The sequence below is a fragment of the Streptomyces chumphonensis genome (assembly GCF_014779715.1).
Lineage (GTDB): Bacteria > Actinomycetota > Actinomycetes > Streptomycetales > Streptomycetaceae > Streptomyces > Streptomyces chumphonensis.
Genome location: NZ_JACXYU010000013.1, coordinates 84900 through 98682, shown reverse-complemented (window position 1 = coordinate 98682; position 13783 = coordinate 84900). Strand labels below are relative to the sequence as shown.

Sequence of the window (13783 nt, the reverse complement as noted above, 5' to 3'; positions counted from 1 at the left end):
GGACGCCCCGGGGAGCTCTCAGCGGCCGCGGTACACGATGCGGCCGGCCAGGACGGCGGCGCGGCAGGTGCCGTCCGGCGCCGTCACCGTGAAGTGCGCGGGGCCCCCGACCGTCAGCCGCGGCGCCACGGGCTCCGGCAGGACGGGCAGGCCCGAGCGCCGGACCGCCGTCCGGACCGGCGGCCGGTCAAACGGGCCGACGAGGGCCGTCACCCCCTGGGCCAGCAGCCGCTGGAGGCCGCGCCGGGCGCTGCCGCCCCACCGGGCGGCGTCCAGCGGCCCGAGCGCGGCGAGCGCCGGACCGGTCAGCGGCGCGGTGCCCAGCTCGGCCGCCTCCCGGGGGTCGGGGTGGTAGGCGTCCTGGAGCAGGCGGGCCGCGTCGGGTTCGCAGTGGCCGGGACCGATGGCGCCCGGCCAGCGGCGCTCCCGTGCCCCGGGACGGGCGGCGGCCAGCTCCGCCGCCGGGCCGACGGCGACGAGCGTCCCGTCCTCGACGAGGACCGCGTCGCCGGTCTCCGGCACGTGGAGCGTCAGCACGGCGGGCGGGCGCTCAGCCGGCGTCGATGAGCTTGAGCTCGGGGTGCGCCGTGCCGCCCGCGAGGGCGGTGGACGACAGGTGGGAGACGACGCGGTCGTCGGCCGGGTCGTTCGCGGGGTCGTCGTTGACCAGCAGGTGCTCGTACGTCGTCGAGCGCTGGGCGGGGACGCGGCCCGCCGCCCGGATGAGGTGCAGCAGCTCGGTGAGGTTGGAGCGGTGCTTGGCGCCCGCCGAGGAGACCACGTTCTCCTCCAGCATGACCGAGCCGAGGTCGTCGGCGCCGTAGTGCAGGGAGAGCTGGCCCACGTCCTTGCCGACCGTCAGCCACGAGCCCTGGATGTGGGCGACGTTGTCGAGGAACAGCCGGGCCACGGCGATCAGGCGCAGGTACTCGAAGAGGGTGGCCTGCGTGCGGCCCTTCAGCACGTTGTTCTGCGGCTGGTAGGTGTACGGGATGAAGGCGCGGAAGCCGCCGGTGCGGTCCTGCACGTCCCGGATCATCCGCAGGTGCTCGATGCGTTCGGCGTTGGTCTCGCCGGTGCCCATGAGCATCGTCGACGTCGACTCGACGCCGAGGCGGTGGGCGATCTCCATGATCTCCAGCCAGCGTTCGCCGGACTCCTTCAGCGGCGCGATGGCGTTGCGCGCCCGCTCGGGCAGCAGCTCGGCCCCGGCGCCCGCGAACGAGTCCAGCCCGGCGGCGTGGATGCGCTCGATGGCCTCCTCCGGGGTGACGCCGGAGATCCGCGACATGTGCTCGACCTCGGAGGCACCGAGGGAGTGGATGACGAGCTGCGGGAACGCCTTCTTGATCGCGGAGAAGTGCTCCTCGTAGTACTCGACGCCGTAGTCGGGGTGGTGGCCGCCCTGGAACATGACCTGGGTGCCGCCCAGCTCCACCGTCTCCGCGCAGCGGCGCAGGATGTCGTCCAGGTCGCGCGTCCACACCTTGTCGCTCTTGGGCGGCGCGTAGAAGGCGCAGAACTTGCACGCCGTGACGCAGGCGTTGGTGTAGTTGATGTTCCGCTCGATGATGTACGTCGCGATGTGCTCCGTGCCCGCGTAGCGGCGGCGGCGGACGGCGTCGGCCGCCCGGCCCAGCGCGTGCAGCGGAGCGTGCCGGTAGAGCTCCAGCGCCTCCTCGGCGGTGATCCGGCCGCCCTGAGCGGCGCGGTCGAGGACGGACGTGAGGTCGGCGTTCTCGGTCACCGGGGCGGCCCCTTCCGGCAGGTGCGTACGACGCGCCCAGCGTACGCCAGCGCGCCGACGGACCCGGCGGCCGGGCGGTCAGCCCCCGCCGCGGGTGAGGTCGGCGCTCGGGTTGCCCGCCGCCGCGTCCTCCGCCCGGAAGCGCAGGGTGTCGCCGCCGTCCCGGAGGGTGAGGGTGAAGGCGTCGCTCGCACTGCACAGGGGGACGCCCAGCACGGTCGGGTTCTCCACGGCCCGTTCCGACAGCTCCAGCCGCTCGGCGCCGACCGACTCCACGGTGCCCACGCCCGTGCACTCCTGGCCCAGGTAGCGCGTGGTGAGCTCCGCGACCTCGCCGCCGACGTGCCCCTCCTCGACGACGACGGTCAGCTCGCCGGCCTCCAGGCCGCTGTCGGTGGTCACGGTGCCGGTCCAGGTGCCGACGAACGCCTCGGGGACGGCGTCCTCACCCGGGCCGTCGTCGCCGCCCGTGGCCCCTTCCGTCGTCCCGGCCGTCGTGCCGGCCGTCGTGCCGGCCGTCGTCCCCGCCGCCGCCCGGCCGCCGTCGTCCTCGGGCAGGAGCACGACGGCGAGCGTCACGAGGACGGCCAGCACGATGCCGGCCGCCGCCAGGAGCAGGGCGCGCTGGACGACGCCGCCACCGGAGGCGTCGCCGCGCGGGTGCGGCAGCGCGGCGCCGGTGGACGCCTGGTGGAACGGAGCCGCCTGGTGGTGCTGTGGGGGCCGGTGGTACTGCGGGGCGACGGCGTAGGGCTGCGGCCCGACGGGTCCGTGCCCGGCCGGACCGCCCGGCCACGACCCGGGCGGCGTCGACGGGCCACCCGGCGGCGGGGTGGACGGGCCACCCGGCGGCGGCGTCGACGGGCCCGGCGGCGGGGTGGACGGGCCCGGGGGCGGCGGGGGCCCGTCCGGACCGCTCGGACCCTCCGTCGCCTCGTCCTCCAGCTCCAGCAGGGCCACCGCGCGACGGCTGACGCCCTCCACGACCGGCCCGGGGAGCCAGCCCCCGGCCACCAGCGCGGCGGCACCCTCCCGCCCCGCCAGGTAGCGGACGACCTCCGCGACGGCGGGGCGCTCGGCCGGGTCCTTGGCCAGGCAGGCGGTGACGAGATGCCACAGCTCGCCCTGGAGGCCGTGCAGTTCCGGCTCCTCGTGCACGACCTTGTAGAGCAGGACGGCCGCGCCGTCACCGGGGAAGGGCGGCCGGCCGGTCGCGGCGAAGGCGAGGACGGCGCCGAGCGAGAAGACGTCGCTCGCGCTGCCCACGTCCTGCCCCTGCACCTGCTCCGGCGACATGTAGCCGGGCGAGCCGACGGACATGCCGGTGGCCGTCAGGGAGGCGGTGGCGTCCGTGGCGCGGGCGATGCCGAAGTCGATGAGCCGCGGGCCGTCGAGGGTGAGCAGGACGTTGGACGGCTTGACGTCCCGGTGGAGCAGCCCGATGCCGTGCACGGCCGACAGCGCCTCCGCCAGGCCCGCACCCAGGGCCCGCACCCCGCGCTCGGGCAGGGGGCCGTGCCGGGAGACGGCGTGCTGGAGGTCGGGGCCCGCGACGTAGCCGGTCGCCACCCAGGGCGTCGGCGCGTCCGGGTCGGCGTCCAGGACGGGGGCCGTCCACTGGCCGCCGACCCGCCGGGCGGCCTCGATCTCCCGGCGGAAGCGGGCGCGGAACTGCTCGTCGGCGGCGAAGTGGCCGTGCACCACCTTGACCGCGACCGTGCGGCCACCGCCGCTGCGCCCCAGGTAGACCCGCCCCATGCCGCCCGCGCCGAGACGGCGCAGCAGCCGGTAGCTCCCGATGACCCGTGGGTCGTCCGCGCTCAGCGCCTCCATGCCTCATCCCCCCTGTGTGCCACGCGGCGTAAGCGTAGGACACCGGGGGGACGGCCGGTCAGCCCTACCGCGTACCGGTCGGTGCGGGCAGCAGGTCCACGGCGACGTCGGCCGGGTAGCCCGTGTCCGGGCCGGTCCGCCGGGCGAACTCGGCGATCCCGGCCAGCTGCTCGGGACCGAGGCGGAAGTCGAGCGTGGTGAAGTAGCGGGCGAGGAGGTCCGCGTCGAAGGTCTCCCAGCGCGCCGCCTGCTCCGCGACCTTCCCGACCTCCTGCAACGACAGGTCGCGCGAGGCGAGGAACGCCCGGTGCACCTCGCGGACGGCCTCCGGCTCGCGGGCCAGGTAGTCGCGCCGGGCCGCCCAGACGGCGAAGACGAACGGCAGTCCCGTCCACTCCTTCCACATCTGCCCCAGGTCGTGGACCTGGAGCCCGAGCCGGGGGGCGTAGTGCAGCGACGCACGCAGCGCCGCGTCCCCGATGAGCACCGCCGCCTGCGCCTCGTGCATCATCTGTCCCAGGTCGGGAGGGCAGGTGAAGTACTCCGGCGTGATGCCGTGACGCTCGGCCAGCAGGAGCTGCGCCAGCCGCACCGAGGTCCGCGACGTCGACCCGAGGGCGACCCGCTCGCCGTCCAGCTCCGCCAGCCCGCCCTTGGACACCAGGACGCAGGACATCACCGGCCCGTCGCAGCCGACGGCGATATCGGACAGGGCCGTGAGGTCCTCGCTGTGCCGCAGGAATTCCACCAGGGTGACGGGGGCGATATCCAGGTCCCCGTTCACGAGCTGTTCACTCAGCCTTTCGGGGGTGTCCTTCGTCAACTCCAGGTCGAGAAGGCTCCCCGTCCGGGCGAGGCCCCAGTAGAGGGGCAGGCAGTTCAGAAACTGGATGTGCCCCACCCGGGGCCGGGAGGGGGGAAATCTCCGGTGCGCGCTCACACTGCGGAGGGTACGCCCGGCCCCCGCCCGCGCCGCACGGACCCGTCCCGCCGCCCTCTCGACCAGGCACGACGCCACGGATCATGAAGCACTACCGCACCCGCACCGAGCGTGCTACGCTCCAAGCGAGTTGCAGTTTGGTTTCCTTGCAGTACAAAGCCTGCGGAGCATGTGACCGCGGGCTTTTGTCGTATTCAGACTTCAAGACATCTTGCAGGTTCTGGAGCAGGGCGACCCTTATAGGCCCAGGGAGGGCTTATGGCTACCGGAACCGTCAAGTGGTTCAACGCCGAGAAGGGCTTCGGCTTCATCGCCCAGGACGGCGGGGGCCCCGATGTCTTCGTCCACTACACCGCCATCAACGCGGCCGGCTTCCGGTCGCTTGAGGAGAACCAGACCGTCACCTTCGACGTCACGCAGGGCCCGAAGGGCCCGCAGGCGGAGAACGTGACCCCGGCCTGATTCGCGAGAAGCACCACCAAGGAGCCCCCGCCCCGGCGGGGGCTCCTGCCGTTGCACACCCCCTCGCACCTCAGCCCTGCGGGTCGGTAGCCGCGCCGCCGGCGGCGGACTCGAGCCCGCCGCCGGTGCACGGGTCGCCACTTCAGTCGCGGGTACGCAGAGCGTCGAGTGGTACCTCGCGGGGGGCGCTTGACACCGCGATGATCTGTACGAGTGCGGTCAGCACGATGGCGATGAGCAGGCCGGATACGTAGGGGCCGGTGTTGATCTGGACGGGGACGCGGACCAAGCGGTCGTAGCCGACGTCGGTCAGGAAGGTCATCAGCCAGGCGATGGGCAGCAGGGTGAGGACGGGCAGGATGCTGTAGAGGGTCCAGGCGCGTCCCAGGACGTGCGGAGGTACTCCGACGATTCCCAGGTAGGCGTGGACGCGTCGGCGTTCGATCAGGGCGGTCAGCGCGGAGACCAAGACGAAAGTGCCTGCGACGGCAAGGGTGACGATGGCCGCCGAGGTGAACCAGCCGCGGTAGTGGCCGGTGCGGTTGAGGCGCTCTGCATAGGCGGTGGTGTCGTCCTGAACGTCGGCCGCCGGATCGGCCGCGAGCACTCGGGTTCGCACTCCGGTCTCGTCGGCGTCCTGGCCGGGGAGGATCAGCGTCCCTCTCTGGAGGGCGGGGGCGCCGGAAAGTTGCCAGGTCCGGTGGTCGATGAGCAGGGAGATGTCGCCCACGGTACCGGCGACGCCGGGCAGGGCCTCATAGGTCACGCTCGGCTCGGGAACGGCGAACGCGGTGGCGGGGGTCTGGCCAGCGCTGGAGGGGTCGAGTGGCATGGCGTGAACACTGCCGCCGGGTGGGAACGGGTTCGGGGTGACGTCGGAAGCGAAACCGACGACCCCGTCGGCGCACTGCGATGTGTCCTTCTTCAGCAGAGTGAGGAAGGTGTCGCAGTCGCCCACCATCACGCTCGCGGCGTTGGCGAGGTAGGGATCGTCCATCAGTTTGTTCCGGCTGCCGTCGCCGTTGCGGACGTCGGCCAGGGACACGGGGCTGAGTGCGGCGGCGTCGGGGAGGGCTTCGCGGACGAGAGGGAGCCGGTCGGTGGTGACCACGGTCAGGGCCTCGTCGGAGCTGGTGCGGTAGAGCTCAGTGTCGACGTGGGCGATCTGGCTGGTGAGGGAGCCGACGATGCCGGAGGCCGCGACGGCGAGAGCGATCGCGAGGGCTCCCAGGGTGCCGGTGTGTGGGTCGGCGGCCAGGCGACCGCTCCCCAGGGCAAGCCAGGGTGTGCCGGAGTGGGAGAGTCTTCGCCCGGCGGCTCGCACCAGGACGGGGCCGGCCCACGCCAGGCCGGCCACTGCGACGACGAGCGCGCCCATGCCCGCGTAGACCACCCAGGTCTTGGGCGTGGCGTTCGCCTCCCAGGGAAAGACGGCGATACCGGCCAGACCACTCATCCCGAGAACAGCGGGCCCTAGCCTGCGCCAACGCCGCTCACGTCTGCCGGTCGGGTGCGGGCGGTGTGTGCCGCGCAGTGCGGTGACCACGGCCGCAGTGACGAAGAAGACCATCGTGACCAAGGCTGGGATCCACTGCAGGGCGACGTCGCCGGGGAACCACGCAGCCGGTTCCGGCGGCAGGGAGGCCGCCGCTCGCATGAGCCAAGGGGTCGCCGCAACGCCAAGGGTCCAGCCGACGACGGCGACGGCGGTCACTTCGGCAGCGGTGATCAGCCGCACTGTGGTCGGTGCCGCACCAAGGAGCTCCAGCGAGGCAAGGGTGCGGCGGCGCCGTTCCCGCAGGAGCGCCGAACTCCCCAGCACCAGCATGGCCAACGGCACGCAGATCGCCACCGTAGCGACCATCAGCAAGGACTTCACCGGTCCCGCCAAGCGAGGAACCTCTCCGAGAGTGCCGTACAGCTCGGGGTCGGGCGGGGTGCCGAAACCGTCTACCGGGGTCGCCTCGGGGACGTCACCGACGGGGACGGCGACATAGGCGACGCGTTCATCGGGGTGAAGGAGCCCGGCGTCCGTGACGCTACCGACGATCTGCCCGTACTGCGCCTTCACCAGGGCCGGGGGGGCATCGGCGAGCTCGGTCTTCAGTGCAGGTGAGACCACGGCCTGACCGGGCTCGGGCCAATCTGGCAAGCCCGGAGGAAGAGGTGTGCGGGGCCGGTCGGGCACACCGAGGATGAAACGCTCGACGGGCTGACCGTCCAGGGCTCCTGTGCGCGGCGTCCACACCACCTGATGTTGGTCGGGCTGAGCGTTCTCCTCGTAGAGGTGGTACGGGGAACGGGCCTCCGCGCGGGCGGTGCGCTGCTCGATGATGTGGGACATCGACAGTGCGGCGACAAGGCTGACGGTGCCCACGGCTGTACACAGCACGACGGCGAGGGTCGTCCACGAGCGGGCCCGAAGGGCGAGGTGGACGCCGATGCGCAGGACCGAGACGGTCCTGCGGGACTTCGAGAACCCGGAGGTGTCCTGGCCGGAGTGGGACGGTGCGGTGGTGTCGGGAAAGGCAGTCATGCGGTCAACCGCCCGTCGGCCATCCGCTCAGAGCGGTTCATGCGCTGGGCGACGCGTTCGCTGTGGGTGACGACCACGAGTGCGGCGCCGGTGCGGGCGGCTTCGGTGAGCAGAAGCTCGACGACGGCATCGCTGGTCCTGGAATCCAGAGCGCCGGTGGGCTCGTCCGCCAGGATGACGGCGGGCTCGTGCACCAGGGCACGGGCGAGCGCCGCTCGCTGCAACTCCCCGCCCGACACCTGGGAAGGTCGCTTGCCGTGCAAGTCGGTACCCAGACCGGTGGCTTCCAGCAGCGGCCTGGCCCGTTCGCGGGCGGCGCGGCGTGGGACACCGGTGAGCCACAGCGGGAGGCTCACGTTGTCCACAAGGCTGAGCTCGGGGACGAGTTCACCGAACTGGAACAGGAAACCGAAACGCTGCAGGCGCAATTCGGAACGCTGCCGGGCGGGCAGATGGTCGAAGCGTCGACCTTGGAGGCTGACGGTACCGGCGTCGGGGGTGACGACGCCGGCCAGACACTGCAGAAGAGTCGACTTCCCCGCCCCGCTGGTTCCCACGACGGCGACGCTCTCACCGGGTGCAACGCTCAGGGAAGCGCCTCTGAGGACATCGGCGCCGCCCAGTCGGACATGTACGTCCCTGGCTATCAGACAGTCCGTGGCCACCTCGGTCTGCACCACAGCGCTTCCCGCCTTCTTCCGCCGACGTCGCTCGAATGCCCCCCATGATGCAGTGGTGCTGCCGACCACCGGGCCGGCAGCACCACAGCCGTCATCGATGGGTTGATCCACTCATCTCAGGGGTGGAGAGTCCTCGTGGCGCCCACGCTGTCAGGGAGCCAACCCCGGTCGGTGACTGCCTTGAACGTGAAGGCGCCCTCACGGGCGAAGGTGTAGGTGTAGTTGGCGTGGGTGCCCTCACCGCTGCGCAGGTTGTCCTTGCCGTCCTTGCCGGGACCGCTCCACTCGATGCGCACGGAGTTGCCGTCCGACTTGGTGTCCCGCAGTTTGCAGTACACCTTCATACCCGAACCGGTACTGTCCATCGTGCAGGTGGCGTCCGAGCCGATCGCGTCGGACTTCAGGGTCTGACCGTCGTAGGCGGAAGCTGACGGAGCGAAGGCCAGGCCAGCCATCATCAGCGAACCGGCTATACCCGTGATTGCGCGCTTTCTCATAAGGTTCCCCTCCTTGAGCCCGTGCGGGCCCGGTCATCACAGCGGATCAGCCCCCTGCTGGAATCCGCCGACGAGCAGCGACGGGCGCATGGTGCGCCTGTCGACGCCGGTCACCCTGACATCCACACCCCAGAGCACTGCACCAAGATCCGGGCCGAGGATGCGAGATCAGGACTCGAGGACCGGGGCGTGATGTGACGGTGCGCCCGCGCCTTATCACCCCAAAAACCCCAGAACTTCGGTGTACCCGAGGCTGGTTGGCAAGATCGCTTCACTGTCGCCCTGAGGAAACTGGCCGGATCCCTCGCACTGCCACCACGGGGGAGGGCGTTTGCAGGACCCGCGTGGCCAGCCACCCATCGCCCACGTCAAAAAGCCCGCGGGTCAACACACCCAGTGGTTTCCTAGCCCGTCGGCAGGGGTGGCGTGCGGCGTTGCACGACCCGGGCTGCAACGCCACGAGTAGCGGGCGGCGGGCCCGAGGGCCGCTGGGACGCCGCTGGGCTCAACGGAGAGCGCGGCGGTAGACAGAGAAGGGGCGATCCGCGCCTCTGGGCCGGGAACGGCTGCGGTCCTTCTCTACCGGTCAGCACCGGACGTCGATCGAGTGCTGACCGAATGCGCCACGTCGTGGCCCGCCGACCATGGCCAGCGGGAATACGGCTGCCCCGACACAGCGGCCACCGCGCTCCGCCTTTCGGCTCCGCCCGTGATCGGGCCGGACCGGCTAGCCCTGCGGGTCGGTGCTTTCGGCGTGGTGGAGGGCCTGGCGGGCCTCCTCGGCGTGGCCGCCCCGGGCGACGACGTCGTAGCGGGACGCCACCAGGCTCTGCCGTGAGGCGAAGTCCCGCCGTCCGCCGGTCGCGGCGTGCGACGCGAAGCCGAACACGGCGCCCCACAGCGCACCGATCAGCACACCGCCGAGGATCAGGCCGAGCCACACCGGCCCCGTCGTGAAGAGCCCGACGAGGAGTCCGATGAACAGGCCGAACCAGGCGCCGCTGGCGGCGCCGGCGGCCGACGCGCTGCCCTTGGTGAAGCGGCCGGTCACGCGTTCGACGGTGCGCAGGTTCGTGCCGATGATGTCCAGGTACTCGACGGGGAACCTCTCGTCCGACAGCCGGTCCACGGCCGCCTGGGCGTCGGCGTAGGAGTCGTAGCTCGCCACGGTGTTCCACGCCATGCTGACCGGGCTCGGAGCGCCGGGGTCCGTTGCGGACATCGGGTCCACCTCTCGTCGACGATGCGCGTCAACGCCCCGGGTGCCCCGTCGCGCGCCGGGTTGAACACCCGCTCCGCCACCCCGCGCGCCGCCCACCCGGGTGCACATGACGGCGTCATGGCGTGATCGCGCCGTCACCCTGGGCACGATGGCGGCGACCGATCCGTCCCCGTCCGGGGATGACCCGAAGGACTCAGATGCGCACCTCCCCCTCGCGCGCCGCCCGTATCGTCGGCGCCTCGGCCGTCCTGGCCGGACTCCTGACCGCCGCGCCGTCCGCCACCGCCGCCCCGGCCCCCGCGCCCGGCGCGACGGCCGACTACGCGGGGCAGTCGATCGACCTCGCCCGGGACGGCTGGCTGGACGCCCACACCTGCGTCGTCCACACCCCCGAGAACGTCCGCTGCTACGGCGAGGCCGCCGAGGCGGACGGCGCTCTCGGCTACGAGCGTTCCGCCGACCCCGCCGCCCGGCGCAACGCGGCCGTCCCGGCCTGCGCCAACGGCTGGCTCTGCCTGTACGAGCACGCGAACGGCGGCGGCCGCCGGCTCATCTTCAACGACGAGTACTGGCACAACCTCTACGACTACGGCTTCGAGAACCGGACCAGCTCCTGGCGCAACAACCAGCGCTCGGGCGACTCCGGCGGCCTGCGCATGTCCGACGACCAGCGCCAGATCTGGATCGACGCCCCCGGCTACACGGCCTACATCGGCATCTACAACGACCGCGCCTACATGGTCCACGGCTGACACCTGCGGCCGGCGCGGCACCGCGCGTTGCCGGGCAGGCCGGGGCGGGGGCGGTCATCCGACCGCCCCCGCCCCCTCGCTGCGCCTCGGGCCCCTCAGGAACCCCGGGTGCCGTCGGCGAGTTCGCGGAGGATGTCCAGGTGCCCGTTGTGGCGGGCCGTCTCCTCGACGAGGTGCAGCAGGATCCAGCGCAGCGTGACGGCCCTGCCGTCACGGCCCGTGCGGCGGGCGGTGGTGTCCAGGTCGTGGGCCTCCACGAGGTCCCGGTGCCGGGCGCTCTGCTCCTCGTAGTCGGCGACCAGTTCGGCGAGCGGCGTCCGGGCGCCGAGCCGCATCTCGCGGTCGGGGTCGTCCTCCGTCCACGGCGCGTCGTCGGGTTCGCCGAGGAAGACCACCCGCAGCCACCAGTACTCCACCCAGCGCAGGTGGCTCAGCACTCCGGCGAGGGACATCAGGGGGGAGCCCGGCAGCGGGGCGGCCGTCGCGGTGTCCGGGGAGGCGTCGGCGCACTTGGCGACGGCCGTGGCGCGGGCGTAGTCGAGCATCGTCGTCAGGGTCGTCCGCTCGTCCCAACGCGTCGGACGGTCGGTGCGGGCGGGGATGGCGTTCGTCATCCGGCCCATCCTCACCGGACGGTCGACCGGCGTCGAACGCTTTTCGCGTCGGCGACGGTCCCGTCTCCGGGCCGGGGCTGTGGCTCAGTGATCGTCCCAGTGGTCGCCGTGGGCGGCGTGGCGGTGGCCGTCGTGGAGGTAGTCGACGTGGTCGCCGTGCGGGACGGCCTCGTGCCCGCACAGGTCCCCGTGCCGGTGCTCGTGGCGGGGGTGCCGCACGTGGGCGGTGGGCTCGCACTCGTCCCAGTGCCCGTCGTGGGCGCGGTGCAGGTGGCCGTCGTGCACGTAGTCGACGTGGTCGCCGTGCTCGACGCTCTGGTGACCGCAGGTGGCGCCGTGCCGGTGGGGGTGCGCGTCGTGCGGCCGGTGGGTGGCTGTGCTCATCGCAGGACTCCCTGGGTCGTCCTTCCAGGCTAGCGAGATGTCCCGTTATGCCGCATCCGGGTGCGTCGGCCCGTAGAGCGCCTCGATCTCCCGGTGGAAGTCGCGCACGATGGCGTCGCGCCGGATCTTGAGGCTGGGTGTGAGGTGCCCTGCGGCCTCGGTGAAGTCGCCGGGCAGGATCGTGAAGCGGCGGATGGCCTCGGCGTGCGAGACGAGCTGGTTGGCCTCGTTGACGGCCTGCTGGACGGCGTGCCGCAGGTCGCTGTCGCGGACGAGGTCGCGCATCGGCAGGTCCTCCTTGCCGTGCATGCGCCGCCAGTGGCCGAGGCCGTCCCGTTCGAGGGTGACGAGCGCGGTGAGGTAGTTGCGGTTGTCGCCGATGACGAGGCACTGGCTGATCAGCGGGTGGGCGCGCAGCCAGTCCTCCAGCGGGGCGGGGGCGATGTTCTTGCCGCCCGAGGTGATGATGAGGTCCTTCTTGCGGCCGGTGATGGTCAGGTACCCCTCGTCGTCGAGGGCGCCGACGTCTCCGGTGGCCAGCCAGCCCTGCGCGTCCGTCTCGGGGATGACGGACTGCCGTTCGGCGTCCCAGTACCCGCCGAAGACGCTGCCGCCCTTGAGCAGGATCTCCCCGTCGGCGGCGATGCGCACGGACGTGCCGGGCATCGGCCAGCCGACGGTGCCGAGCTTGGGCTTGAGCGGCGGCGTGCAGGTGACGGCCGCCGTCGTCTCGGTGAGCCCGTACCCCTCGTAGACCTCGATGCCGGCGCCGGCGAAGAAGGCGGTGAGCCGGCGACCGAGGGGGGACCCACCGGAGATGACGTAGCGCACGTGGCCGCCGAGCGCGGCCCGGATGCGGCGGTAGACCAGTGCGTCGTAGAGGCCCCGGGCGGCCCGCAGGCCGAGGCCGGGCCCGCGTCCGGCACCGGTGAGGGCGGCGGTCGACGTCTCCCCGTAGCGGACGGCGACCTTCTCGGCCCGGTCGAAGGAGGAACCCCTGCGCATCTCCTCGGCGGTGGCGCGGGCCCGGTTGTGGATCTTCTCCAGCACGTAGGGGATGGCGAGGAGGAACGTCGGCCGGAACGCGGCGAAGTCGGCGATCAGGGCGTCGGTGTCGGTGCTGGGCGCGTGGCCGAGGCGGACACGGGCCCGCAGGCAGCCGATGGCGACCATGCGGCCGAAGACGTGCGCGAGGGGGAGGAAGAGGATCGTGGACGCCGGTTCGGCGCTGACCGCCTGGAAGACGGGGTGCAGCAGTTCGACGGCGTTGTCCGTCTCGCTCATGAAGTTGCCGTGCGTGAGCACGCAGCCCTTGGGACGGCCGGTGGTGCCGGAGGTGTAGATGAGGGTGGCGACGTTGTCGGGTCCGAGGGCGGAGCGGCGCTCGGTGACCAGGGCGTCGGGGAGGGGCCGTCCGGCTGCGGCGAGCTGGTCGAGGGCGCCGTTGTTGAACTGCCACAGGTGCCGCAGCCACGGCAGCGCGCCCCGGATGCCGCTGACGAGCCGCGCCCCCTCGACGTCCTGGACGGCGATGCCCGTGACGCCCGCGTCCTGGAGGATCCAGCGGACCTGGGCGGCGGAGGAGGTCGGGTAGACCGGCACGGTGATCAGGCCGACCGCCCAGGCGGCGAAGTCGAGCAGCGTCCACTCGAAGCAGGTGGGGGCCATGATGGCGAGCCGGTCGCCGGGCCGCATGCCGGAGGCGATGAGGCCGCGCGCCACGGCCCGGACCTGGTCGGCGAACTCGGCGCACGTCACGTCGTCCCAGCCGCCGCCCGGACGGCGGCGGGCCAGCACGACGGCGTCGGGGTCCTCGGCCGCGTTGGTGAACGGGATGTCGGCGAGCGAGCCGTGCCGGGGGAACGTCACGATCGGTGGCACCTCGGCCTGCCGGACGACGCCGTCGCGGGCGCGGCGCAGCAGGGGCGGGACGAGAACGGGTGGGCCCTGGGGTCGTTGCGGGACCGGTTGTCCCGCCCCGGGGACGGCCGTTCGGGCGGCGGCCGTCTGCGGGGCGGCGCTGTTCTGTGCGGACATGCGGCCCTCCGCCGACGCGTGCGTTGACAAGGAGTCGATAAAGGTTACTCAACCGTAGGTTGCCGTACGGTAACCACTT

General features: G+C 72.4%; 13 protein-coding genes. 2 read left to right on the top strand and 11 right to left on the bottom strand.

Annotation, left to right across the window (positions count from 1 at the left end):
• Positions 1-18 precede the first annotated feature (18 nt).
• From IF129_RS21080 to IF129_RS21065, 4 genes are all read right to left on the bottom strand, one after another.
• Complete coding sequence (locus tag IF129_RS21080; RefSeq protein ID WP_191211333.1) at positions 19-537, bottom strand: imidazolonepropionase-like domain-containing protein; 519 nt, start codon at positions 535-537, stop codon at positions 19-21.
• A gap of 13 nt (positions 538-550) precedes the next feature.
• Positions 551-1747, bottom strand: coding sequence for a cyclic dehypoxanthinyl futalosine synthase (gene mqnC / locus IF129_RS21075; RefSeq protein ID WP_191211332.1), 1197 nt, complete (start codon positions 1745-1747; stop codon positions 551-553).
• A 78-nt stretch (positions 1748-1825) separates the two neighbouring features.
• On the bottom strand, positions 1826-3580 hold the full coding sequence (locus IF129_RS21070; protein WP_191211331.1) for a serine/threonine-protein kinase: 1755 nt from the start codon (positions 3578-3580) through the stop codon (positions 1826-1828).
• Between the two features lie 64 nt (positions 3581-3644).
• On the bottom strand, positions 3645-4520 hold the full coding sequence (locus IF129_RS21065; RefSeq protein ID WP_191211330.1) for a menaquinone biosynthetic enzyme MqnA/MqnD family protein: 876 nt from the start codon (positions 4518-4520) through the stop codon (positions 3645-3647).
• Positions 4521-4778: 258 nt separating this feature from the next.
• On the opposite strand from IF129_RS21065, the gene IF129_RS21060 reads away from it, so the two are divergent.
• Positions 4779-4982, top strand: coding sequence for a cold-shock protein (locus tag IF129_RS21060; RefSeq protein WP_191211329.1), 204 nt, complete (start codon positions 4779-4781; stop codon positions 4980-4982).
• A 142-nt stretch (positions 4983-5124) separates the two neighbouring features.
• Here the strand turns inward: IF129_RS21060 and IF129_RS21055 are convergent, their stop codons facing one another.
• From IF129_RS21055 to IF129_RS21040, 4 genes are all read right to left on the bottom strand, one after another.
• Complete coding sequence (locus IF129_RS21055; protein WP_191211328.1) at positions 5125-7518, bottom strand: ABC transporter permease; 2394 nt, start codon at positions 7516-7518, stop codon at positions 5125-5127.
• Positions 7515-8198, bottom strand: a complete 684-nt coding sequence (locus tag IF129_RS21050) for an ABC transporter ATP-binding protein (protein ID WP_381481562.1) — start codon at positions 8196-8198, stop codon at positions 7515-7517. Before IF129_RS21050 ends, IF129_RS21055 begins: the two co-directional genes overlap by 4 nt.
• 116 nt (positions 8199-8314) lie before the next feature.
• Positions 8315-8695, bottom strand: a complete 381-nt coding sequence (locus tag IF129_RS21045) for a hypothetical protein (RefSeq protein WP_191211327.1) — start codon at positions 8693-8695, stop codon at positions 8315-8317.
• A 727-nt stretch (positions 8696-9422) separates the two neighbouring features.
• Positions 9423-9917 (bottom strand): general stress protein, encoded by a 495-nt coding sequence (locus IF129_RS21040; RefSeq protein ID WP_191211326.1) that lies wholly within the window; start codon positions 9915-9917, stop codon positions 9423-9425.
• 197 nt (positions 9918-10114) lie between these two features.
• Here IF129_RS21040 and IF129_RS21035 point away from each other — a divergent pair, with 197 nt between their 5' ends.
• On the top strand, positions 10115-10669 hold the full coding sequence (locus IF129_RS21035) for a peptidase inhibitor family I36 protein (RefSeq protein WP_191211325.1): 555 nt from the start codon (positions 10115-10117) through the stop codon (positions 10667-10669).
• A 95-nt stretch (positions 10670-10764) separates the two neighbouring features.
• Here the strand turns inward: IF129_RS21035 and IF129_RS21030 are convergent, their stop codons facing one another.
• The 3 genes from IF129_RS21030 to IF129_RS21020 all read right to left on the bottom strand — a co-directional run bounded on the left by IF129_RS21030 (position 10765) and on the right by IF129_RS21020 (position 13704).
• Positions 10765-11283 carry a DinB family protein gene (locus IF129_RS21030; protein ID WP_191211324.1) on the bottom strand — a complete coding sequence of 173 codons (519 nt, stop codon included), beginning with the start codon at positions 11281-11283 and terminating at the stop codon, positions 10765-10767.
• A gap of 84 nt (positions 11284-11367) precedes the next feature.
• Complete coding sequence (locus IF129_RS21025; protein ID WP_191211323.1) at positions 11368-11667, bottom strand: hypothetical protein; 300 nt, start codon at positions 11665-11667, stop codon at positions 11368-11370.
• A 45-nt stretch (positions 11668-11712) separates the two neighbouring features.
• Positions 11713-13704, bottom strand: coding sequence for an AMP-dependent synthetase/ligase (locus IF129_RS21020; protein WP_191211322.1), 1992 nt, complete (start codon positions 13702-13704; stop codon positions 11713-11715).
• Positions 13705-13783 lie beyond the last annotated feature (79 nt).

What these genes read in the sequence shown, in the direction of transcription:
- IF129_RS21030 (WP_191211324.1), bottom strand. Translation starts at nt 11,283, where the DNA reads ATGACGAACGCCATCCCCGCCCGCACCGACCGTCCGACGCGTTGGGAC.
- IF129_RS21025 (WP_191211323.1), bottom strand. Translation starts at nt 11,667, where the DNA reads ATGAGCACAGCCACCCACCGGCCGCACGACGCGCACCCCCACCGGCAC.
- IF129_RS21045 (WP_191211327.1), bottom strand. Translation starts at nt 8,695, where the DNA reads ATGAGAAAGCGCGCAATCACGGGTATAGCCGGTTCGCTGATGATGGCT.
- IF129_RS21070 (WP_191211331.1), bottom strand. Translation starts at nt 3,580, where the DNA reads ATGGAGGCGCTGAGCGCGGACGACCCACGGGTCATCGGGAGCTACCGG.
- IF129_RS21040 (WP_191211326.1), bottom strand. Translation starts at nt 9,917, where the DNA reads ATGTCCGCAACGGACCCCGGCGCTCCGAGCCCGGTCAGCATGGCGTGG.
- IF129_RS21020 (WP_191211322.1), bottom strand. Translation starts at nt 13,704, where the DNA reads ATGTCCGCACAGAACAGCGCCGCCCCGCAGACGGCCGCCGCCCGAACG.
- IF129_RS21060 (WP_191211329.1), top strand. Translation starts at nt 4,779, where the DNA reads ATGGCTACCGGAACCGTCAAGTGGTTCAACGCCGAGAAGGGCTTCGGC.
- IF129_RS21055 (WP_191211328.1), bottom strand. Translation starts at nt 7,518, where the DNA reads ATGACTGCCTTTCCCGACACCACCGCACCGTCCCACTCCGGCCAGGAC.
- IF129_RS21035 (WP_191211325.1), top strand. Translation starts at nt 10,115, where the DNA reads ATGCGCACCTCCCCCTCGCGCGCCGCCCGTATCGTCGGCGCCTCGGCC.